This window comes from Candidatus Rokuibacteriota bacterium (genome assembly GCA_030647435.1).
In the GTDB taxonomy this organism is placed as follows: Bacteria; Methylomirabilota; Methylomirabilia; order Rokubacteriales; family CSP1-6; genus AR37.
Genome location: JAUSJX010000029.1, coordinates 31,809 through 51,556, shown reverse-complemented (window position 1 = coordinate 51,556; position 19,748 = coordinate 31,809). Strand labels below are relative to the sequence as shown.

Below are 19,748 nucleotides of genomic sequence, written 5' to 3'. Positions count from 1 at the left end.
AAAACACCGGCGTGTTGCGGACCACGCCTCCGCGCGTTGGGCAACAGAGGAGACATTGTGTCGCCAAGAAAGCATAGCTTCTCGTCAAAAAGTGTGCGGTTCACGATCTTGCTGCTATGGGCGCTCGTGGTTGTGCCGGCATGGGGGGAGGAAAAGATCGTCCTTGACGGTTCAAGTGGCATGCTCCCACTGGCGACGGCGCTTGCCACCGCCTATCAACAGCGGGCGTCCGATCCCCAGATAGAGACCGGCAAGGGACTGGGGACCGGGGCACGCCTCCAAGCCCTGGCGGAGGGAAAGATTCAGATCGCCTTGGCCAGCCATGGACTCAAATCTGAGGATATCGAGAAAGGGAAACTGCGAGTCATCGAGGTGGCGAAGGGGGCGATCGTCTTCGCGGTCAACGCTGGCGTTCCAATCACGAACATTACCGAGGCCCAGGTATGTGATGTATACAGCGGCAAGAGCCGGAGCTGGCGACTCCTAGGCGGTCCCGACAGTGCCATTGCCGTGCTCACTCGCCCCCCACAGAGGTAGACCCCGAGGTGATTCGGGCAAAGGTCAGTTGCTTCAAGGAGCTGAAAGAAGCGGAGACGGTCAAGGTGATGGCGCGGGGGGGCGACATGGCCAAAGGGCTGGCGGACACACAACATGCCATCGGGATGACCAGCATGACCGTGGTGGAACAGAGCGGCGGGAAGGTGAAGGCTCTTACCCTGAACGGTGTCGCTCCCACCCCAGAGCACGTCAAGAGCGGGCGCTACTTTCTGACGCGTGACTTTTTCTTCGCCATCAAGGGAGAGCCGACGCCCTCCATCAAGAAATTTCTCGACTTCGTCCTGAGTCCGGACGGTGACCGCGTCATGCTGGCCAACGGCGCCGTCCCCCTGCGATAGGCAGGGCAGAAAATAGGTGTGGGGTCGAAGGCCTCAGTGTTGGCTTTGCCAGTATCGTTTGGGCGTTCACAGCCCAACAATCGGCTGCGGCCGACAACCCTACAGCGTCCGCTGCGCTCCCGCTTCCGGGCGCGGCTGAGCCTGGGCGGAACGCCGCCTCCGGGGCCAGCCGACCTTCGACCGCCGCAGGGCAGTGACGGGTCCTCGGAGCCAAGCCCGGCGAACTGCCGAGCGCCGGCGCCGGGTCGGAGCATACTGACCACAAGCAGCGGACGATCTACCCGCAACCAACGACCCGCTTGCCTCTGGCGTGGCGGGAGTACTGACGGTCCGCTTCACGTATCGCGAGGATGTCGTTCGAATCTTTGGTGCTGGCTACTGGCGAAGGGGTAAGGCAATCTATGAGCGCAAAAATCAGATACACGGATGAGCCGCTCGGGAGACTGAAGGTCGTTCGTGACTTCCTTCCGCGACCGGAGGACCTCGTCTTCCGGGAGGAGGGCGTCAAGGTCACGATCGCGTTGAGCAAGCGCAGCGTTGAATTCTTCAAAGGGGAGGCACGGAAGCACAACACGCAGTATCAGCGAATGATTCGGCGGCTTCTTGACGCCTATGCGGAACATCACTCGCGACGTCCAACCACGCGCTCAACACGGACGCGCGCCCGGACGGCGCGCGCCGGTTAGCGCGGGCGTTAGGCGTCCTCCCTCCGATTCCCACCGTTCTATGCCCTGCCGTAAGGAGACTACATGTGAACATGTCGATGCGAGTTAGCCTCTTGCTTGCCGGTCTGTTCATCGGTTCGCAGTCGATGGCGCAAGGGCAAAGTACCGCCAAGCCTCAATTGCTCTTGAAAGAGATCGTATCGGGCATGCCCAGGGGAGAGAAACAAGAAGTTCGAGTTCTGACGGCTAGTTTTAATCCGGGCGACAAGACCGTATTCCATACGCACCGATTCCCGGTGACGGTGTTTATCTTGGAGGGCGCATTCACCTTAGAGCTAGAGGGGCGTGCGCCAATCATTGTGAAAGCGGGCCAAGCGTTTGTGGAACCACCGAATGTGAAGATGACGGGCTACAACCGCAGTAGTTCTGAGCCTTTGCGACTCGTGATCTTTTACACGAGCGATCCCGACACCCCCTTCCTTGACCCGATACCGTAGTTACGTGGCGAATGATGAATTGCCGGCGGACGCCTGACCCGCCGGTCAACGCGGACGCCCACCGGCGGCTAATAACCCGCCGCCGGTGGGCGCCGGTTACCTTGTGTCGTTAGCGGGCAGAGGAGGGAGCCACATGCTTGAGTCGGTCCAACAGTTAGCGCCATGCGCTTCCGGTCTGAGGGAGATTTTCTTCTTCGATCTGGCCTGACTGGGTCTGGCTAGCCCAAGAGCCCCGAGAGCCGCGCGGGGTCGCGCACGACCTTGGCCAGCAGCGCCGCGAAGAAAGCCCCGCAGGCCAGCACGCCGAGCTCGCGCCAGAGGGACGGGCGCAGCTCCCGCGGGAGCAGCGCGCGGTTGATCCAGACCGTGTGCAGGGAGAGCAGGACGAAATTGAGCGCCGCCACGTTGGCGCCGATCAGGATGAGCCGGAACGGGTCCGCGAGCGTCATGGCCGCGCAGCCGGCCGCCGTGAAGGCCACGAGGACGGCGTAGTAGAGGCCGCCCGCCGGCCCTTCCGCTCCCGGTGCGCGCCTCCGCGCGCGGGCCGTCCACAGGATGTCCGTCACGCTCCGCGCGAAGCCTTCGACGATGCCGACCTGCGTCAGGGCGAGGATGGCGAAGCCGGTGAGGAGCACGAGCGTCCAGACCACGAACCCGTAGCGCCACCCGATGGCCTGCGCGAGCCATGCGGGCGCGCCCACGCCGGTCCAGATCTCCCCGCGCGTAGCAAGGTGAGCCGCGAGCAGCGCGGGGAGCGCCATGCCGGCGAGACAGCCGGCCGTCCAGAGGTACCAGAAGTCGGTTCTCAAGTAGCGCCACCACTGCCGCCACTTGCCGAGGTTGGCCTCGGTCGGTGCGAAGGTCATCCCGTCCCGCGCGAAGCGGACGCTCTCGCCGCCGACCACTACCGGCCGGCTTTCGATCGTACCCGCCATGCCGAAGCCCTTGTCCCGAAGCCAGTGGGTGAGCGCCGCGTTGATGGTGCCGCCTCCGCCCGAGTAGGCGGCGAACGCGGCGAGCAGCACCCAATCGAAGCTCACGTCCCGTTCGGCGGGCAGGGAGGGCCACACGAAGCCCACGGCGACGGCCTGCCAGACGCTCCAGGGAACGAGGAGCAGCCCGAGGACGGCCAGAAACCCGAGCGTCCAGGCCATGACGAGCCACTCGGCCCACTCGACCGTTCGCCGGGCCCGCGCGCCGAGCAGAGTCACCGCGACGGCTCCGAGGAAGATTGCGTAGCCCAGGCCGACGATGACGGCCCCGTCCTCGGCTCGCGGCATGCGCCCAAGGAAGGCCGCGGTGAGCGTGGAGGCCGCCGCGAGCGCCCAGCCCGGCCAGCCCACCTGCCCGAGGTGCAGGAGCGCGTAGACCGGTCCCCACACGCGCGGCCCGGGCGCCACGCGCATGAAGCCCGCGAAGACGGACTCGCCCGTCGCGAGCGTGTAGCGGGCCATTTCCGTGTTGAGCAGCGCCTGCAGCAGGACGGATATCGTGCAGATCCAGAGTATGCCCGGGCCCCAGCGGGCCGTGGCGGCCGGCCCGAGGATCCAGTCACCCGAGCCGAGCGACAGTCCCAGGAGGATGGCGCCGGGGCCGATGATGCGCACGACGTTGCGGAGGGTGTAGGGAGGCGGCTGGGGCAGATCCGATTGCCGCCACTCGGCGGGTTGCCTCACGAGACGGCCCCGCGAAGCCGTGCGCGTAGGGCGATCAGCCCGAGCGCCGTCGCAGCGGCTGCTCCGTCGAGGAGCACGTCGACCATGCTGCCCACGCGTCCGGGCGTGAACGACTGGCGAAGCTCGTCGAGACAGGCCGTCAGCACTCCTAAGCCCAGCGGCGCCCACGCGCCTCCCACGCCTCGCCGCCAGAGACCGGCGAGGACGGCGTATTCGATGATGTGACCGGCCTTGCGGATGAGGAGATGAGCGGCCGCCAGCGCTTCAGGTGACGCGGCAGGCAGGAGCGCGCGGAGAAGGGGACCGAGCCACTCGGCGGTGTGGGCCCCGTCCCACTGGCCGCCGCCGAAGTACACGATGAGCCCCGTCCAGCAGAGCGGCGGCAGGAGCCGGAGCATGGCTACACGGTGGCACGGCGGCCGGAAGTTGACAAGGCTCTCACACTAAACATAGGATGAGCCATGTCGCTGCAGGAGATCCTCGACAGTCTCCTGACTTCCTCCCGCACCGGTCCCCTCATCACTGCCACACGCCACTTCGAAGGCAAGCCTCCGGTCCTGGCGCCGTTTCCCTCATCGCTCGATCCGCGCCTGCTCGAAGCGCTCCGGGGCCGCGGCGTCCAGCAGCTCTACTCGCACCAGGCCAAGGCCTATGACACGGTCGCGAAGGGCGAGAACCTGGTTGTCGTGACGCCGACCGCGTCCGGCAAGACGCTCTGCTACAACCTGCCGGTGCTCCAGGCTCTCGTCCAGCAGCCCGAATCGCGCGTCCTCTATCTCTTTCCCACCAAGGCGCTGGCCCAGGACCAGCTGGCCGAGCTCATGGAGCTGGCGAAGACCTTGCCCGACATGCGCATGTACACCTACGACGGGGACACGCCGCAGGACGCGCGCCGCTCGGTGCGCGCGCGGGCCAACCTCGTGCTCACCAACCCCGACATGCTCCACTCGGGAATCCTGCCGCATCACACCAAGTGGGTGAACCTGTTCCAGAACCTCCGCTACGTCGTCATCGACGAGCTCCACGCGTACCGCGGCGTCTTCGGAAGCCACTTGGCGAACGTCCTGCGGCGGCTCAAGCGCATCTGCCGGCACTACGGCTCCTCGCCGCAGTTCATCATGGCCTCGGCGACCATCGCCAACCCGCGCGAGCTGGCCGAGCGGCTGACGGGCGAGGCTGTCAGCGAGGTGAGCGAGAGCGGCGCGCCCACGGGGGAGAAGCTCTTCCTGTGCTACAACCCGCCGGTGGTCAACAAGGAGCTGGGCATCCGCGCGCCCTATCTCGGCGAAGCGGCGACGCTCGCGATCCAGCTCCTCAAGGAGAAGATCGCCACCATCGTCTTCGCGCAGAGCCGGCTGTCTACCGAGGTTTTGCTCTCCGCCATCAAGAGGGGTGTCGAGGACAGGACGGGGGATGCCGGTATCGTCCGCGGCTACCGCGGCGGCTATCTCCCGCTGCGCCGGCGCGAGGTGGAGCAGGGCCTGCGCTCGGGCGAGGTCCTGGGAGTCGTCGCCACGAGCGCGCTCGAGCTCGGCATCGACATCGGCCACCTGGACGTGGCCATCCTGGCGGGCTACCCCGGCACCATCGCCTCCATGTGGCAGCAGGCCGGCCGCGCGGGGCGGAGGAGCGCCTGGTCGGCGGCGATCCTGGTGGCGACCTCCTCGCCCATGGACCAGTACCTGGCCGCGCATCCCGACTACCTCTTCGGCGCGCCGCCCGAGCACGCGCGCATCAATCCGGAGAACCCGTTCATCCTGGTCAACCACCTCAAGTGCGCGGCCTTCGAGCTGCCCTTCGGCGGGCAGGAGGCTTTCGGCTTGGAAGTCCAGCCTCACCTCGCCGCGCTCGAGGAGGAGGGCCTGCTCCACCGCGCGGGCGAGCAGTTCCACTGGACATCCGAGACGTACCCGGCCGACCACATCTCGCTCCGCACGGTCACCTCCGACAACTTCCTGGTGATCGACACCACGGCGCGCGACGCGAAGCAGGTCAAGCGCCGGCAGATCATCGCCGAGGTGGACTGGAAGAGCGCCTTCTCGATGGTCTACCCCAAGGCCATCTACATGGTCGAGGGCGAGCCGTTCGAGGTCCAGGAGCTCCACTACCGAGAGGACGAGGAAAAGGTCGCCTACGTCAAGAAGGTCGTGGTCGACTACTTCACCGACGCCATCAGCGCCAAAGGCGTGTGGATGCTCCAGCGGTTCACCCGGCAGGAGACCCCGGGGCTCGTGGCCGAGCAGGGCGAGGTGCTCGTCGCGGAAAAGGTCGTGGGCTTCAAGAAGATCAAGATGGGCACGATGGAGAACGTCGGCTCGGGCGAGGTCGAGCTGCCCCAGCAGGAGATGCAGACGACGGCCGCGTGGCTGACCGTCGCCCCGGCGATGCTCGCCGAGATCTCGCCGCACCGCGACGAGCTCGTCGACGGGCTGCGCGCGCTCACGCGCCTGCTCCATTCGCTGGCGCCGATCTTCCTCCTCTGCGACATCCGCGACATCGGCGCGTGGCTCGGCGACGGCACGCCCTCGGCGGAGGGCCAGGTGGTCACGCGCGAGACGATGCGGGCCCAGCTCGTCCAGGGTAACGAGTTCACCCCGACCATCTACCTCTACGACAACCAGCCGGGCGGCATCGGGCTCGCCGAGCGCATCTTCGAGGTCCTGCCGGAGCTGCTCGCGCGCGGCCTCGAGACGCTCGAGAGCTGCGCGTGTCCTGCGGGCTGTCCCTCCTGCGTGGGCCCCGTGAACGAGGTCGGCCGCCGCGCCAAGCCGGTCGCGCTCCACCTGCTCAAGCGCCTCGTCGCCCGTCGCTGAGCGCGTTGCCCGCGTGAGCGACGCCATCCCCGACCTCAGCCGCGTCATCCGGCGGCTCGAGGCCAAGAGCCGGATCAATGCCGCTTCTCGCCAAACGGCCTCGCTCGAGGACCTCCTGGGCGGCGCCGTCGAGGAGACCGAGAAGGGGCGCGTCCTCTGCGTCCGCCGGCGCTTCGCCGAGGGCTACCGCCACGGCCGGCAGCCGCTCGAGGCCGCGCGCGACATGGCGCATGGGCCGCTCGCGCTGATGGCGCGCGTCGACGCGCCGCCGCGTGGGCCGCGCCTCCTCTATCTCGACACGGAAACGACCGGTCTGGCCGGCGGCACGGGCACCTATGCCTTCCTCGTGGGCGTGGGCTTCTTCGACGGCGGCGAGTTCGAGGTGAGGCAGTACTTCATGCGCGACCTCGACGAAGAACCGGCGCTTCTGGCCGCCCTCGATCCGCTCCTGCGGGAGGTCGATGGGCTGGTCACGTACAATGGCGCCGGCTTCGACCTGCCGCTCCTGGAGACGCGTTTCGTGCTCGCCCGGCGTCGCTGGCCGGAAGCCGCTTTCCACCTCGACCTCTTACCCGCCGCACGGCGGCTGTGGAGCGCGAGGCTGCCCGACTGTCGCCTTGGTACCGTCGAGCAGCATGCACTCGGCTTCGTCCGGGAGGACGATCTGCCGGGCGCGCTGATCCCGCAGGTGTATTTCGACTATCTGAGACGCAAGTCCCCCGGGGAGCTGCCGCGCGTCTTCGAGCACAACCGGCACGACATCCTGTCCCTCGCGGCGCTCGCCGGGTGGGTGGCGAAGACCGTTGCGCAGGCGCCCGGAGTCGATCTCGGCCCGGACGAGCTGGCGGGGCTCGGCCGGCTCTGGGAGACGGCCGACCCCGACCGTGGCGAGGCCTGTTACCGGAGGGCGCTCGACCGCGGCCTCGCGAGCCCCGCGCGGGAGCGGCTCCTCGCGCGGCTGGCCTGGCGGGAGAAGCGGCGCTCGCGCTGGGAGGCCTCGCGCGAGCTGTGGGAAGCCGCGGCCCGCGGCGCGCGAATCTTCGACGCGCGACCGTGGGAAGAGATGGCGAAGATCCACGAGCACCGGCTGCGTGACTTTATCGCCGCCAAGGCCGTGGTGGTCGAGGCGCTCGCGCGCGCCCGAGCCCATCGGGCGCCGGCCGTGGTGGTCGAGGCGCTTCACCACCGCCTCGAGCGGCTCACCCGACGCCTCGCGACGGTCCTCTAGCTTTCGTCCCAGCCCGCCGCGCCCATAGAGTTAGCCTTGACACACTCCTGGAGTTAGGGTAGCCTCACCTTCGATGTTATCCGGCTCCCCCGAGCGGTGGTCGGGGCACCAAATACGAGGAGATGACTATGGCGCGCATATGGCGTGACGGTTGTGCCGGGCTCGCGGTCCTGGCTGCGGTGCTGACGGTGCTAAGCCTGGCCGGCGCGGCCCTGGGCGAGGCTGGGGAGTTGGTGGTCTACTCCGCTCGCTCGCACTACGGTCAGGAACCGGCCATGGAAGCGTTCACCAAGAAGACCGGAATCCAGATCCAGAGCCTGGGCGGTGAGACGGGGCAGCTCTTCGAACGGCTGAAGGCCGAGGGTGACAGGACCCCAGCCGACGTCTTGATCACGGTGGATGCCGGCAATCTGTGGAACGCCGCCCGGGCGGGTCTGCTCGCGCGGGTGGACTCGCCCGAGATTCAGGCCAGTATCCCGGCCCACCTGCGCGATCCCGAGAACCGCTGGGTGGGACTGACGGTGCGCGCGCGCACCATCATGTACAACACGCAGCGGGTCAAGCCCGATGAGCTCTCGACCTACGAAGCGCTCGGCGATCCGAAGTGGAAGGGCCGCGTGTGCCTGAGGACATCGAGTCACGTCTACAATCAGTCGCTCCTGGCGACGATGATCAAGCGCTACGGCGAGCCCAAGACGGAAGCCCTCGTCCGCGGCTGGGTTGCCAACAATCCCACGCTGATCAACGGTGACACGAAGATCCTCGAGGCCATGGCCGCAGGCCAGTGCGACGTGGGTCTGACCAACACGTACTACCTCGGCCGCATCGTCGCCAAGGATCCGAGCTTCCCGGTCGCCCCATTCTGGGCCAACCAGCAGACGACCGGCACGCACATCAATATCTCGGGGGCCGGCGTGACGGCCCACTCGAAGAACCGGGCCGAAGCTATCAAGCTGATCGAGTTCCTCACGAGCCCTGAAGCCCAGCAGCTCTTCGCCGACTCGAACTTCGAGTACCCGGCCAATCCCCAGGCCGCCGTCAGCCCGATTCTCGCCAAGTGGGGAAAGTTCAAGCAGGACGATACGAATGTGGCCGCCGCCGGGGAGTTCCAGGCGGCAGCCACGCGGCTTGCCGACCGCGCCGGCTACAAGTAGACGGCGCGATCGGGGGCCCGCGATGGCGCCGGCCTCATGATCGCGCTTCGGTCGGCGAGCGGGTACCCGTGGACCTGGGTCGCGGTGGGGATCGCGAGCGTTTTGGCGGTGCCCATCGCGGCCGTCCTCTCGTCACTGGCGCGACCCCGGGGCGAGGTCTGGCTCCACCTCTGGCGCACGCAGCTGGTCGAGCTGGTCCTCAACACCGTGCTGCTCCTGGCCGGGGTCGGCGCCGGTACGCTCCTCGTGGGCACGGGCCTCGCGTGGCTGATCGTCCACTACCGCTTCCCAGGTCGTGCCCTCTTCGAGTGGGCGCTGATTCTGCCGCTGGCCGTGCCGGCCTATGTGATCGGCTTCGCCTTCCTCGGCCTCTTCGACTACGCGGGGCCCGTTCAGGGCACGCTGCGTAGCTGGCTGGGTCAGGGGAACCGTCTTCCCGAGATGCGGTCCTCCTGGGGCGTCATCCTCGTGATGACGCTCGTGTTCTATCCTTACGTCTACCTGCTCGCGCGCGTGGCGTTCCGGGAGCAGGGCGTGGCCGGCATCGAGACCGCGCGGACCTTGGGACGGTCCCGGCTGGGAGCATTCCTGCACGTCACGCTGCCCCTGGCGCGCCCGTCTCTCGCCGCCGGCGTGGCCCTGGCCATGATGGAGGCGCTCGCGGACTTCGGCACCGTCGCGACATTCGGTTTCCGTACCCTCACGGAGGCTGTGTACCGGGTGTGGAACGGCATGTTCGACCGGGTGGCCGCCACGCAATTGGCGAGCGTGCTGCTCCTCTTCGCGCTGGCCCTGATTCTGCTCGAGCGTCGCTCACGCGGCCGGGCGCGATTCGCTGAGTCGCGCCGGCGCGGGCCCATGCCGCCACCGCCCAGGCTCCGCGGCTTTAGGGCGGCTCTTGCCGCGGCCGCGTGCCTCATCGTGCTCGGGCTGGCTTTCGCGCTTCCCGTGGGACAGCTCGCGTGGTGGGGCGCCGGTGCGCTCCGGGCTGGCCAGGTCGCGCCGGACTTCATCGCCCTGCTCGGGCGGACCTGCACGCTCGCGACGGCAACCGCCCTTCTGGCATGTGTGCTGGCGGTGCTGCTGGCCTATGCCGGGCGCCTGCACGCCACGCCCCCGGTTCGCCTGGCCGCCCGGTTCGCCTCGATGGGATACGCGCTGCCCGGCGCGGTGATCGCGGTCGGCGTGCTCCTGCCACTCTCCTGGGTGGATCACGCGATCGTGCCCGAGCTCGAGCGGTGGCTGCAACGGCCGCTCGGGCTCCTGCTCACCGGCTCCGCGGCCGGCCTCGTCCTCGCCTACCTGGTGAGATTCCTGGCGGTGAGCCTGCAAAGCGTCGAGGCCGGCCTCAGCAAGATCTCGCCGAGCCTCGATGATGCGGCGCGTTCGCTCGGGGTCCGGTCCGGCGGCGCGCTCCGCCGGGTACACGTGCCATTGCTGCGCGGCAGTCTGCTGACGGCCGTCGTGCTGGTCTTCGTCGAGACGATGAAGGAGATGCCCGCCACGCTCCTGCTTCGGCCGCTCGGTTTCAATACGCTCGCGGTCGAGATCTGGGAGCGGACCTCAGAGGCGATGTGGCAGGAAGCCTCCGTGCCGGCGCTGACCCTCGTCGCGATCGGGCTCCTGCCGGTCGTGGCGCTGGTCCGCCTGACTGCCCGCCGCTCTGGATTCTGATCAGCCGGGCTCACCCGAGGCGGGCTCACCCGCGGCTGGCTCACCCGCGGCCGGCTTGGATGTGAACGCCACCACGTGGAGGACATGCGCCGTGGCCCGGACTCGTATCCCGGTGGGAATGGCCGACGCCGACGGCTGAGAAGAGTGGACCCGGTGGCCGGAGGGCAAGAGTATGCAATAGAGCGTCTCCGAGCCCCGGAAGTGCCGGCTGGCGATCGTGCCGAGGCCGTCGTCCTCGGCGACGAAGGTGATGTCGCCGGGCCTGATCATCACGTCCACGCTCTCGCCTGGCTCCAACTGGTCCACGTTGGCGAAGATCCCCACTTCCGTCGCGACGCCATGGCTCGTGACGGTGCCGGGAAGGAAGTCCGCCGCCCCCACGAAAGCCGCGACGAAACGCGTCGCGGGCCGATGGTAGACCTGCTCCGGCGTGTCGAGCTGTTCCATCCGGCCCGCATGGAGGACGCCGACGCGATCGGCCAGTGTGAAAGCCTCCTCCTGGTCGTGAGTCACGAACACGGTCGTGGTGCCTGTCGAACGCAGGATGCGCTCGATCTCGTCGCGCATCTGCGCGCGCAGGTCGGCATCAAGACTGGAAAAGGGTTCGTCCAGGAGCATCAGGGTCGGCGCCGGCGCCATGGCGCGGGCGACGGCAACGCGCTGCTGTTGCCCTCCGGAGAGCTCGTGCGGATAGCGTCGCTCGAACCCGCTCATGCCGACCAGATCGAGAACCTCGCCGACGCGGGTCTGGCGGGCGCCCCGGCGGAGCTTCAGGAGGCCGAAGCTCACGTTCTCGGCAACAGTGAGGTGAGGAAAGAGTGCATAGTCCTGAAAGACGATGCCGATGCCGCGTTCTTCGGCGGGGACCGCGTGCCCGGATCCCCCTACGATCCGTCCGCGCATCGCGACGGTCCCTGAGTCGGGGGTTTCGAGCCCCGCGATGATCCGCAGGGTCGTTGTCTTGCCGCAGCCCGAGGGGCCAAGCAGAGCCAGGATCTCTCCCTGAGTGAGGCTGAGAGACAGGCGGTCTACCGCCGGTAGGCCGTCAGCGGAGAAGCGCTTGGAAACCCCCCGAAGCTCTAGCGGGCCCACCACTACCGTCGCGCGAGCGCCTCGGGGTTGACCGGGGTCGGGGGAGTGCTGCCCTCGAGCACGGCGAGACAGTTGTCCACGGCCAGGTTGGCCATTTGCAGGCGCGTGTCCGACGAGGCGCTGGCGATGTGGGGTGACAGGACCACGTTGGGCAGACCCATGAGGCCCGGGTGGACCTTGGGCTCCTCTTCGAAAACGTCGATGCCCGCGCCTGCTATCCACCCCTCTTTGAGCGCCTGCGCCAACGCAGCCTCGTCGACGACTGGGCCCCGCGAGGCGTTGACGAGGTAGGCCGTCTTCTTCATGGTTCTGAGCGACTGGGCATTGATGAGGTGCTGCGTCTCCGGCAGGAGCGGCGTGTGGAGGGTGACGAAGTCCGACTCCCGGAGCAGGGTCGCCGTGTCGGTCCTCGTGGCCCGGAGCTCCCGTTCCGTGGCGGGGTCGGCGGCCACGGCGTCCTGGTAGAGGACACGCATGTCGAAGCCGCGCGCCCGCCTGGCCATGGCACGGCCGATGCGGCCGAAGCCGATGATGCCGAGGGTCTTGCCGTGGATGTCGCCCCCCAGCAGCAGCATGAACTCCCACTGCGTGAACTTGCCTTCGCGGACGTAGCGATCCGCTTCGACCACCCGCCGGGCCGTCGCCATGAGGAGCGTCCAGGCGAAATCGGCCGTGGTCTCGGTGAGGACGTCGGGAGTATTCGTGATGACAACGCCGCGCTTGGTCGCCTCCGCCACGTCGATGTTGTTGAAGCCGACGGCCACGTTGGCCACGACCTTGAGATCCGGGCAGGCGGCCAGGAGTGGGGCATCGATGACATCGGTGATGAGGCAGACGAGGCCCTGGCGGCCCTTGAGCCTCGCGATGAGCTCGGTCCGCCCGAGCGGCTTATCAGCCTCGTGGAGATCCACCACGGCCCGGCTCCGGGCGCGGGCGACCGCCTCTTCAGGGAGTATGCGAGAAATCAGGATGGAAGGCTTGGGGGACGGTGGGGCCATGTGGTCTCCGTGTAAGATATTGAGTGGAAAAGACTTTTTTGCTCTTGACTCACCAGACCCCGACTGCTATGTTAGCACTCGTCTTCGGTGAGTGCTAACCACTAGAGTGGTCACGAACCGGTCAGAAACGTCAACATCTTATCTATCGGGAGGCGATTTGGCCATGAAGATTCGTCCGTTGCACGACCGCATCCTCATCAAGCGGCAGGAAGAGAAGGAAACCAGGAAGGGCGGCATCATCATCCCGGACAGCGCCAAGGAGAAGCCCCAGGAGGGCAAGGTGATCGCCGTCGGGAATGGCAAGGTCAACGACGAGGGAAAGAAGATTCCCCTCGACGTCAAGACCGGCGACAAGATCCTGTTCGGCAAGTATTCGGGCTCCGAGGTCACCCTCGACGACGTGGAGTACCTGATCCTCCGCGAGGAGGACATCCTCTGCATCCTTGAATAGAGGCGAAGGCGGCCGCGGCGCTGAGTAGGCGCCTAGGTCGGCAGCAGCGACCTGGAGCGCTATCCGGGACACATCCCGGCCGGCCAAGACGGGCCGGCCCATTCCATCGAACGAACGAGGAGGAGAATCAGATGCCCAAGCAGGTGCTATTCAGCGACGAGGGGCGGGCCGCCCTGCTCCGCGGGGTCAACGTCATGGCGGCGGCGGTCAAGGCCACCATGGGTCCGAAGGGGCGGAACGTCATCATCGACAAGAAGTTCGGCAGCCCGACCATCACCAAGGACGGAGTGACGGTCGCCAAGGAGATCGAGCTCAAGGACAACTACGAGGACATGGGGGCGCAGATGATCAAGGAGGTGGCCTCCAAGACCTCTGACATCGCGGGCGACGGGACCACCACCGCGACGGTGCTCGCCCAAGCCATCATCCGCGATGGCATGAAGAACGTCACGGCCGGCGCCAACCCCATGGGGCTCAAGCGCGGCATCGACAAGGCCGTGGACGTGGTCGTCGAAGAGCTGAAGAAGATGTCCAAGTCCACCAAGGACAAGAAGGAGATCGCCCAGGTTGCGACGATCGCCTCCAACAACGACAAGACCATCGGCAGCCTGATCGCCGAGGCGATGGAGAAGGTGGGCAAGGACGGCGTCATCACGGTCGAGGAGTCGAAGTCGGCCGAGACGGTGCTGGACGTGGTCGAGGGCATGCAGTTCGACCGTGGCTACCTCTCGCCCTACTTCGTCACCGATGCCGAGCGCATGGAGTGCGTGCTCGAAGACGCGCTGGTTCTGATCCACGAGAAGAAGATCAGCGTGATGAAGGACATGCTGCCGCTGCTCGAGCAGGTGGCGCGCGCCGGCAAGCCCTTCCTGATCATCGCCGAGGACATCGAGGGTGAGGCCCTGGCGACGCTGGTCGTCAACAAGCTCCGCGGCACGCTGCACTGCGCCGCCGTGAAGGCGCCCGGCTTCGGGGACCGTCGCAAGGCCATGCTGGAAGACATCGCCACCCTGACCGGCGGCAAGGCCATCACCGAGGACCTGGGGATCAAGCTCGAGAACATCAAGCTCGAAGACCTGGGCAAGGCCAAGAAGGTGATGGTGGACAAGGACAACACCACCCTCGTCGAGGGCGCGGGCAAGACGGGCGCCATCGAGGGCCGCATCAAGCAGATCAGGGCGCAGATCGAGGAGACCACCTCCGACTACGACAAGGAGAAGCTGCAGGAGCGCCTGGCCAAGCTGGCCGGCGGCGTGGCGGTGATCAAGGTCGGCGCCCCGACGGAGACGGCCATGAAGGAGAAGAAGGCCCGCGTGGAGGACGCGCTGAACGCGACCCGCGCGGCGGTCGAGGAGGGCATCGTGCCGGGCGGCGGCGTCGCCCTGCTGCGGGCGTCGACCAAGATCGAGAGCCTGAAGCTTGAGGGCGATGAGAAGGTCGGCGCGTTGATCGTGCGCCGGGCGCTCGAAGAGCCGATCCGGCAGATCGTTGAGAACGCCGGGCTCGAGGGCAGCGTCATCGTCGAGAAGGTGAAGGCCGAGAAGGTCGTCACGCGCGGCTTCGACGCCGAGACCCTCGAGTACGTGGACATGATCGAAGCCGGCATCATCGACCCGACCAAGGTCGAGCGTGTCGCGCTGCAGAATGCGGCGTCGGTGGCCTCGCTGCTGCTCACCACGGAGGCCCTGATCACCGATCTGCCCGAGGAGAAGTCCGCCGCGGCGCCCGCCATGCCGCACGGGGACATGTACTAGGCCGTTCGCAGAATTTTGCGGGGCGCGGCCCCTGCCGGTCAACCGGCGGGGGCCGTGTCTTTTTGTCCACGTCTTGACCGCTGCGCGAAGGCCACGCCATGATCGCCGCATGAGTTGTGTTCGAACGGCGCTTCTGGTATCGTCAAGTGCTTCCGAAATGATCCATAGGAGTTGAGGGGGGTGAACAGTCTGTATCCGTACGAGATCCTGGTGATTATCGATCCGCGGCCTACCGACGAGGAGGTTGCGGCGCTTCTGACCAAGCTCGGGGAAAACCTGAAGGGCCTCGGCGCCGAGCTCGGCAAGGCCGAGAGCTGGGGCAAGCGCCGTCTGGCCTACGACCTGCGCAAGCAGCGCGAGGGCACCTACGCCGTCCTCGAGTGCTCGGCCGAGCCGGCCACCATCAAGGAGTTCGAGCGCCAGCTCCGGCTGACCGAGCAGGTGCTTCGCTTCATGACGACGCGCGTGCCGGTCAAGAAGCGCGTCCGTGGGACGCCCAAGCGGGAGCCCGCGGCCGTCGAGGAGAGCGCCTGATGGCGAGTCTCAACAAGGTGTTCCTGATGGGGAACCTGACGCGTCCCCCGGAGCTCCGGTATACGCCGAGCGGCACCGCCGTCGCGGACCTGCGCCTCGCGGTGAACCGCAACTACACCACGCAGAGCGGCGAGAAGCGCGAGGAGACATGCTTCCTCACCGTGGTGGTATGGGGCAAGCAGGCGGAGAGCTGCGGCGAGTACCTCGACAAGGGCAGCCCGATCATGGTCGAGGGGCGGCTGCAGACGCGGGACTGGGAGACGAAGGACGGCCAGAAGCGCAACGTCGTCGAGGTCGTCGCGGAGCGCGTACAGTTCATGGGACGGAGCAAGTCGGCGGCGGGCGCCCCAGGGGCGCCGGAAGCCGTGGAGGCATCAGCAGCCGAAGGGGAAGACGAAGTCCCCTTCTAGGAGGATAGGAACATTCCGCCAGCGAGCAAGCCAGTCAAGCGGCGCCGGTTCGGCCGGCGCAAAGTTTGTAAGTTCTGCATGGACAAGGTGCAGCTCATCGACCACAAGGACGTCCGCCGGCTGAAGAACTTCGTATCGGAACGGGGCAAGATCACCCCGCGGCGGATCTCCGGCAGCTGCGCCCGTCACCAGCGCCAGCTCACGCGCGCCATCCGGCGGGCGCGAACCGTGGCGCTGCTGGCCCAGATCTCCGAATAGCCCAGATTTTTGAACAGCTCAGGAACGGGGAATCGGCGATGAAGATCATCCTGATGGACGACGTGCCCGCGCTCGGGCGCCGCGGCGAGGTCCGGGACGTCTCCGACGGCTACGCGCGCAACTACCTCCTGCCGCACAAGCTGGCGCTCCACGCGACGACGGCCAACCTGAAGAATCTCGAGCAGATCAAGGCGAGCCAGGACGCGGCGGCGGCAAAGCTCACGGCCCAGGCGCAGGAGCAGGCCCGGGCCATCGAGGCGCTGCACTTCACCCAGGCCCGCCAGGCCTCCGACGAAGGGCGCCTCTTCGGCTCCATCGGCAAGGCGGATCTCGCCGCGTTCCTCTCCCAGCACGGGGTCGAGGTCGAGCGGCGGCGAATCGCGCTGGACGAGCCCATCAAGAGTGTGGGTGACTTCACCGTGCCCGTTCGGCTCCACGCCGAGGTGACCGGGCAGCTCAAGGTCTCCGTTACCCGCGAGTAGCCGTGGCAACCCTCGCCGATCTGCTCACCTCCAAAATCCCGCCGCACAGCCTGGAGGCGGAGCGGGCGGTGCTGGGCGGGATGCTGCTGGACCGGGAGAGCCTGCCGAAAGCCGTCGAGCTCCTCAAGCCCTCCGACTTCTACAAGGAGGGCCACCGCAAAATCTTCGACTCCATGCTCGCGCTCTTCGAGCGGAACGAGCCGGTCGACCTCCTGACGGTCTCCGAGGATCTGCGCCGCCGGAGCGAGCTCGACGAGGTCGGCGGGCCCGCGACGCTGGGCGCGCTCGTGGAGGAGGCGGCGACGGCGGCTCACCTCCTCTCCTACGGCGGCATCGTCCGCGAGAAGGCCGTCCTGCGGGACCTGATCCGCATCGCCACCGAGATCATCGGCAAGAGCTACGAAGGCCGGGACGACGTCGAAAAGGTGCTGGACGACGCGGAGCGGCTCATCTTCCAGATCTCCGAGCGACGCATGCAGGGCACGGCGATCCCCGTGCGGTCCATCCTCAAGGGCACATTCGAGCAGATCGAGAAGCTCTACGACCAGAAGGAGCACATCACCGGCCTGGCGACGGGGTTCGGCAAGCTGGACGAGATGACCTCCGGCTTCCAGTCGAGCGATTTCATCATCATCGCGGGCCGGCCGTCCATGGGTAAGACGGCCTTCGCGATGAACATCGCCAAGTATGCCGGCGTCCGGAACCACAAGCGGGTACTCGTGCTGAGCCTCGAGATGTCCAAGGAGCAGCTGGTGCAGCGGCTGCTCTGCGCCGAGGGGCGCGTGGATTCGCACAAGGTTCGCACCGGCTACCTCGACACGCGGGACTGGACCAGCCTGACCAATGCCGCCGGGCGGCTGGCGGAGGCGCCTATCTTCATCGACGACTCGCCGGCGCTCTCGGTGCTCGAGGCACGCGCCAAGGCGCGACGCATGAAGGCCGAGCACGGTCTCGACATGATCGTCATCGACTACCTGCAGCTGATGCGCGGGCGCAACCCCGAGAACCGCCAGCAGGAGATCTCGGAAATCTCGCGCTCGCTGAAGGCGCTGGCCAAGGAGATCGACGTGCCCGTCGTGGCGCTGTCGCAGCTCTCGCGGGCGGTGGAGAGCCGCCAGAGCAAGGAGCCGCAGCTCTCCGACCTGCGCGAATCGGGCGCGCTCGAGCAGGACGCCGACCTGATCCTCTTCCTGTACCGCCCCGACCGCTACGGGCTCCAGAAGGAAGAGGACGAGCGCATGGCCGACGTCATCATCGGCAAGCAGCGGAACGGGCCGACCGGGGTGATCAAGCTGACCTTCATCCCCGAGTACGCGTCCTTCGAGAACCGGGCGGAGCCCGAACGGGTGCCGCAGCCGTTCTGAACGCCCCGCACGCCCGCGCATGACCACGGTCGCCATCATCGGCGCCGGCAAGGGCGGGCGCGCCCTGCTGGAGATGTTTGCGGGCGATCCGACCGTGACCATCCTGGGCGTCGCCGACGTCAACGCCTGGGCGCCGGGCCTCGAGCTCGCGCGGCGGCTCAACATCCCCGTCGTGACGGATCTACGGTCGCTCATCGCGGACCCCCGCCTCGATCTCGTCATCGACGTCACGGGAAGCCCTGAAGTCCAGCGGATCATCCTCGAGCTCAAGCCGGCGGCGACGGAGGTGATGGGCGGCGCCAGCGCGCGATTCATGTGGGACCTCCTGGCGGAGCGCAAACGGTCGGAGGAGCTGGAAGACCGGTATTCGCTCATGTTGAGGGAGCTGCAGGCGCAGGCGGAGGGCGACTTTATCATCGGCCAGAACCCGAAGATGAAGGACGTGGCGCAGTTGATCGTCCGCGTCGCGGCCACGCCCACGACCGTGCTCATCCTGGGCGAGTCGGGCACGGGCAAGGAGCTGGTCGCCCGCGCCATCCACCGCTACTCGAACCTGCGCGACAAGCCGCTCATTACCGTGAACTGCACGGCCCTGGCGCCGACGCTGCTCGAGTCAGAGCTCTTCGGCCACAAGCGGGGCGCCTTCACGGGAGCCGTCGCCGACAAGCCGGGGCTGTTCGAGAAGGCCGATGGCGGCACCATCTTCCTCGACGAGGTCGGCGATATGCCGCCTGAGATGCAGAGCCGGCTCCTGCGCGTGCTGCAGACCGGGGAGAGCAAGCCCGTGGGCGACGTCGTCACGCGCAAAGTGCGCGTCCGCGTCATCGCCGCGACCAACCGGCTGCTCGAGAAGGCGATCGCGACGGGCGAGTTCCGCGAGGACCTGTTCTACCGGTTCAACGCCTTCACGATCACGCTGCCGCCGCTGCGGGAGCGGACCGAGGACATCCCCGTTCTGGCCCACCACTTCCTGCGGAAGGCCGAGGCAAAGGTCAACAAGAAGGTGGACCGCTTCGCTCCGGAGGCGCTCGATCTCCTCAAGCGCTACCCGTGGCCGGGGAACCTGCGCGAGCTGGAGAACATCATCGAGCGCGCCGTGGTCCTGGCGACCAGCCGCCAGATCGAGGTCGCGCTGCTGCCGCTCCATCTCCAGGAGAACGCCCCGGTCCCCATGCGGGCCGGCGAGAGCTTTCTCGAGGCGAAGGAGCGCGCGGTTGCCCGCGTCGAGCGAGAGGCCATTGAGCGCTTCCTCGGTGAAGCCAGGGGCAATGTTTCGGCGGCAGCCAAGCGGGCCGGCATCACGCGCCGCAACTTCCACCGGCTCATAGTGAAATACGCCATCGACATGCGGCCCTTCAGAAGTGAGACGTACAAGACTCAGTAGTGAGCTATAATAGTCTCATATCCTATTAGGCAGTAAACGCTTGTTTTTCCCACAGTTTAGCCAGACCAAGAATCCATTTTGCTCAATAGTGGGACTAGAATGTCTCACTATCGATCCATGCTCGCCGCAGTCTCTGGCCACCCTCTCAATTGAAATCAACCACTTACGGACAGAGAACACTTCTTGCAACGCGTGCTGGCAGCCTGAACGACGAGGAGGTTTACATGGCCGAGCATTGCCGCTGCGGGAGCGAAGTCCAGTTCGCGTTTGAGCGGCTGGGCTGCATCGAGTGCGGGGCCGCATGCTGTCCCGGCTGCTCGTACCAGCTGGAGTCCACCCACTACTGCGGGAGCTGCGCGGAGAGCTTGCTGGAGCTGCCATGGGCGGCGACGCTCCCCGCGCGACCCTAGAGGAGAGT

The 19,748-nt window shown here is 67.0% G+C and carries 20 protein-coding genes and 1 pseudogene; 17 read left to right on the top strand and 4 right to left on the bottom strand.

The window, feature by feature from the left end; genetic code table 11:
• Positions 1 to 57: 57 nt before the first annotated feature.
• From Q7W02_05335 to Q7W02_05320, 4 genes and pseudogenes are all read left to right on the top strand, one after another.
• Positions 58 to 537 carry a substrate-binding domain-containing protein gene (locus Q7W02_05335; protein ID MDO8475612.1) on the top strand — a complete coding sequence of 160 codons (480 nt, stop codon included), beginning with the start codon at positions 58 to 60 and terminating at the stop codon, positions 535 to 537.
• An 8-nt stretch (positions 538 to 545) separates the two neighbouring features.
• On the top strand, positions 546 to 896 hold the full coding sequence (locus Q7W02_05330) for a hypothetical protein (GenBank protein MDO8475611.1): 351 nt from the start codon (positions 546 to 548) through the stop codon (positions 894 to 896).
• Positions 897 to 1,212: 316 nt separating this feature from the next.
• A pseudogene (locus Q7W02_05325) lies at positions 1,213 to 1,326 on the top strand (BrnT family toxin).
• A 327-nt stretch (positions 1,327 to 1,653) separates the two neighbouring features.
• Positions 1,654 to 2,058, top strand: a complete 405-nt coding sequence (locus Q7W02_05320; protein ID MDO8475610.1) for a cupin domain-containing protein — start codon at positions 1,654 to 1,656, stop codon at positions 2,056 to 2,058.
• Between the two features lie 218 nt (positions 2,059 to 2,276).
• Here the strand turns inward: Q7W02_05320 and Q7W02_05315 are convergent, their stop codons facing one another.
• Positions 2,277 to 3,734 carry an Nramp family divalent metal transporter gene (locus Q7W02_05315; protein MDO8475609.1) on the bottom strand — a complete coding sequence of 486 codons (1,458 nt, stop codon included), beginning with the start codon at positions 3,732 to 3,734 and terminating at the stop codon, positions 2,277 to 2,279.
• Positions 3,731 to 4,132: a VanZ family protein gene (locus Q7W02_05310; protein ID MDO8475608.1), complete on the bottom strand. Its 402-nt coding sequence runs from the start codon at positions 4,130 to 4,132 to the stop codon at positions 3,731 to 3,733. Before Q7W02_05310 ends, Q7W02_05315 begins: the two co-directional genes overlap by 4 nt.
• A 63-nt stretch (positions 4,133 to 4,195) precedes the next feature.
• Here Q7W02_05310 and Q7W02_05305 point away from each other — a divergent pair, with 63 nt between their 5' ends.
• The 4 genes from Q7W02_05305 to Q7W02_05290 all read left to right on the top strand — a co-directional run bounded on the left by Q7W02_05305 (position 4,196) and on the right by Q7W02_05290 (position 10,603).
• Positions 4,196 to 6,547 carry a DEAD/DEAH box helicase gene (locus Q7W02_05305; protein ID MDO8475607.1) on the top strand — a complete coding sequence of 784 codons (2,352 nt, stop codon included), beginning with the start codon at positions 4,196 to 4,198 and terminating at the stop codon, positions 6,545 to 6,547.
• 13 nt (positions 6,548 to 6,560) lie between these two features.
• Positions 6,561 to 7,775, top strand: a complete 1,215-nt coding sequence (locus Q7W02_05300; protein MDO8475606.1) for a ribonuclease H-like domain-containing protein — start codon at positions 6,561 to 6,563, stop codon at positions 7,773 to 7,775.
• 128 nt (positions 7,776 to 7,903) lie between these two features.
• Positions 7,904 to 8,929: an extracellular solute-binding protein gene (locus Q7W02_05295; GenBank protein MDO8475605.1), complete on the top strand. Its 1,026-nt coding sequence runs from the start codon at positions 7,904 to 7,906 to the stop codon at positions 8,927 to 8,929.
• Between the two features lie 36 nt (positions 8,930 to 8,965).
• Positions 8,966 to 10,603, top strand: a complete 1,638-nt coding sequence (locus Q7W02_05290) for an iron ABC transporter permease (GenBank protein MDO8475604.1) — start codon at positions 8,966 to 8,968, stop codon at positions 10,601 to 10,603.
• Here the strand turns inward: Q7W02_05290 and Q7W02_05285 are convergent, their stop codons facing one another.
• Positions 10,604 to 11,695: an ABC transporter ATP-binding protein gene (locus tag Q7W02_05285; GenBank protein MDO8475603.1), complete on the bottom strand. Its 1,092-nt coding sequence runs from the start codon at positions 11,693 to 11,695 to the stop codon at positions 10,604 to 10,606. It abuts the gene before it with no gap.
• A 2-nt stretch (positions 11,696 to 11,697) separates the two neighbouring features.
• A complete protein-coding gene (locus Q7W02_05280; protein ID MDO8475602.1) occupies positions 11,698 to 12,693 on the bottom strand; it encodes a D-glycerate dehydrogenase in 996 nt (331 codons plus the stop codon).
• Positions 12,694 to 12,856: 163 nt separating this feature from the next.
• On the opposite strand from Q7W02_05280, the gene groES reads away from it, so the two are divergent.
• The 9 genes from groES to Q7W02_05235 all read left to right on the top strand — a co-directional run bounded on the left by groES (position 12,857) and on the right by Q7W02_05235 (position 19,740).
• Positions 12,857 to 13,144: a co-chaperone GroES gene (groES, locus tag Q7W02_05275; protein MDO8475601.1), complete on the top strand. Its 288-nt coding sequence runs from the start codon at positions 12,857 to 12,859 to the stop codon at positions 13,142 to 13,144.
• Between the two features lie 131 nt (positions 13,145 to 13,275).
• Positions 13,276 to 14,898, top strand: a complete 1,623-nt coding sequence (gene groL, locus Q7W02_05270; protein ID MDO8475600.1) for a chaperonin GroEL — start codon at positions 13,276 to 13,278, stop codon at positions 14,896 to 14,898.
• A 180-nt stretch (positions 14,899 to 15,078) separates the two neighbouring features.
• Positions 15,079 to 15,432, top strand: coding sequence for a 30S ribosomal protein S6 (gene rpsF, locus Q7W02_05265; GenBank protein ID MDO8475599.1), 354 nt, complete (start codon positions 15,079 to 15,081; stop codon positions 15,430 to 15,432).
• Positions 15,432 to 15,842 carry a single-stranded DNA-binding protein gene (locus Q7W02_05260; GenBank protein ID MDO8475598.1) on the top strand — a complete coding sequence of 137 codons (411 nt, stop codon included), beginning with the start codon at positions 15,432 to 15,434 and terminating at the stop codon, positions 15,840 to 15,842. The genes rpsF and Q7W02_05260 overlap by 1 nt, the downstream gene beginning before the upstream one ends.
• Positions 15,843 to 15,854: 12 nt before the next feature.
• Positions 15,855 to 16,100 carry a 30S ribosomal protein S18 gene (gene rpsR / locus Q7W02_05255; protein MDO8475597.1) on the top strand — a complete coding sequence of 82 codons (246 nt, stop codon included), beginning with the start codon at positions 15,855 to 15,857 and terminating at the stop codon, positions 16,098 to 16,100.
• 38 nt (positions 16,101 to 16,138) lie between these two features.
• Positions 16,139 to 16,582, top strand: a complete 444-nt coding sequence (gene rplI / locus Q7W02_05250; protein ID MDO8475596.1) for a 50S ribosomal protein L9 — start codon at positions 16,139 to 16,141, stop codon at positions 16,580 to 16,582.
• Between the two features lie 2 nt (positions 16,583 to 16,584).
• Positions 16,585 to 17,946: a replicative DNA helicase gene (gene dnaB / locus Q7W02_05245; GenBank protein MDO8475595.1), complete on the top strand. Its 1,362-nt coding sequence runs from the start codon at positions 16,585 to 16,587 to the stop codon at positions 17,944 to 17,946.
• 19 nt (positions 17,947 to 17,965) lie between these two features.
• Positions 17,966 to 19,330: a sigma 54-interacting transcriptional regulator gene (locus Q7W02_05240; protein MDO8475594.1), complete on the top strand. Its 1,365-nt coding sequence runs from the start codon at positions 17,966 to 17,968 to the stop codon at positions 19,328 to 19,330.
• A 224-nt stretch (positions 19,331 to 19,554) separates the two neighbouring features.
• Positions 19,555 to 19,740, top strand: coding sequence for a hypothetical protein (locus Q7W02_05235; GenBank protein MDO8475593.1), 186 nt, complete (start codon positions 19,555 to 19,557; stop codon positions 19,738 to 19,740).
• Positions 19,741 to 19,748: the final 8 nt, after the last annotated feature.

Excerpts from the sequence above, each read along its gene's own strand:
- Q7W02_05320 (MDO8475610.1), top strand. The coding sequence starts at position 1,654 with ATGTCGATGCGAGTTAGCCTCTTGCTTGCCGGTCTGTTCATCGGTTCG.
- Q7W02_05310 (MDO8475608.1), bottom strand. The coding sequence starts at position 4,132 with ATGCTCCGGCTCCTGCCGCCGCTCTGCTGGACGGGGCTCATCGTGTAC.
- Q7W02_05305 (MDO8475607.1), top strand. The coding sequence starts at position 4,196 with ATGTCGCTGCAGGAGATCCTCGACAGTCTCCTGACTTCCTCCCGCACC.
- Q7W02_05295 (MDO8475605.1), top strand. The coding sequence starts at position 7,904 with ATGGCGCGCATATGGCGTGACGGTTGTGCCGGGCTCGCGGTCCTGGCT.
- Q7W02_05290 (MDO8475604.1), top strand. The coding sequence starts at position 8,966 with ATGATCGCGCTTCGGTCGGCGAGCGGGTACCCGTGGACCTGGGTCGCG.
- Q7W02_05280 (MDO8475602.1), bottom strand. The coding sequence starts at position 12,693 with ATGGCCCCACCGTCCCCCAAGCCTTCCATCCTGATTTCTCGCATACTC.
- groES (MDO8475601.1), top strand. The coding sequence starts at position 12,857 with ATGAAGATTCGTCCGTTGCACGACCGCATCCTCATCAAGCGGCAGGAA.
- groL (MDO8475600.1), top strand. The coding sequence starts at position 13,276 with ATGCCCAAGCAGGTGCTATTCAGCGACGAGGGGCGGGCCGCCCTGCTC.
- Q7W02_05260 (MDO8475598.1), top strand. The coding sequence starts at position 15,432 with ATGGCGAGTCTCAACAAGGTGTTCCTGATGGGGAACCTGACGCGTCCC.
- rplI (MDO8475596.1), top strand. The coding sequence starts at position 16,139 with ATGAAGATCATCCTGATGGACGACGTGCCCGCGCTCGGGCGCCGCGGC.
- Q7W02_05240 (MDO8475594.1), top strand. The coding sequence starts at position 17,966 with ATGACCACGGTCGCCATCATCGGCGCCGGCAAGGGCGGGCGCGCCCTG.
- Q7W02_05235 (MDO8475593.1), top strand. The coding sequence starts at position 19,555 with ATGGCCGAGCATTGCCGCTGCGGGAGCGAAGTCCAGTTCGCGTTTGAG.